This is a genomic window from Flavobacterium gillisiae (assembly GCF_900107635.1).
Taxonomy (GTDB): Bacteria; Bacteroidota; Bacteroidia; order Flavobacteriales; family Flavobacteriaceae; genus Flavobacterium; species Flavobacterium gillisiae.
The window spans coordinates 1-1,040 of sequence record NZ_FNRD01000033.1; the positions used below are offsets into that span (position 1 = coordinate 1).

The 1,040-nt window shown below is 46.4% G+C and carries 1 protein-coding gene; it reads left to right on the forward strand.

Annotation, left to right across the window (positions count from 1 at the left end; all coding sequences use genetic code 11):
• Positions 1–1,040: HYR domain-containing protein (locus tag BLV35_RS19110; RefSeq protein ID WP_143031896.1), on the forward strand; the 1,040-nt coding region annotated here is incomplete at both ends.

Consider the following 1,040-nt stretch of genomic DNA (forward strand, 5'->3'; position numbering starts at 1 on the left):
TTCCCGATAGGAGTAACAACCAATACGTTTGTTGTAACAGATGCAAGTGGCAACACAGCAACCTGCAGCTTCGACGTAACGGTAAACGATACACAGTTACCAACGATCACCTGCAATGCACCGATCACCGTGAGCAATGACAATAATGTATGTGGTGCTGCTGTAACTTATACCGTATCATCTGCTGACAACTGCGCAGGTCAAACTGTTGCACAGACAGCAGGTCTTGCCAGTGGATCAGTATTCCCGATAGGAGTAACAACCAATACGTTTGTTGTAACAGATGCAAGTGGCAACACAGCAACCTGCAGCTTCGACGTAACGGTAAACGATACACAGTTACCAACGATCACCTGCAATGCACCGATCACCGTGAGCAATGACAATAATGTATGTGGTGCTGCTGTAACTTATACCGTAACATCTGCTGACAACTGCGCAGGTCAAACTGTTGCACAGACAGCAGGTCTTGCCAGTGGATCAGTATTCCCGATAGGAGTAACAACCAATACGTTTGTTGTAACAGATGCAAGTGGCAACACAGCAGCCTGCAGCTTCACCGTAACGGTAAACGATACACAGTTACCAACGATCACCTGCAATGCACCGATCACCGTGAGCAATGACAATAATGTATGTGGTGCAACAGTAACTTATACCGTAACATCTGCTGACAACTGCGCAGGTCAAACTGTTGCACAGACAGCAGGTCTTGCCAGTGGATCAGTATTCCCGATAGGAGTAACAACCAATACGTTTGTTGTAACAGATGCAAGTGGCAACACAGCAACCTGCAGCTTCGACGTAACAGTAAACGATACACAGTTACCAACAATCACCTGCAATGCACCGATCGTTGTAAGCAATGATGTTGATGTATGTGGTGCAACAGTAACTTATACCGTAACATCTGCTGACAACTGCGCAGGTCAAACTGTTGCTCAAACAGCAGGTCTTGCCAGTGGATCAGTGTTCCCGATAGGAGTAACAACCAATACGTTTGTTGTAACAGATGCAAGTGGCAACACAGCAACCTGCAG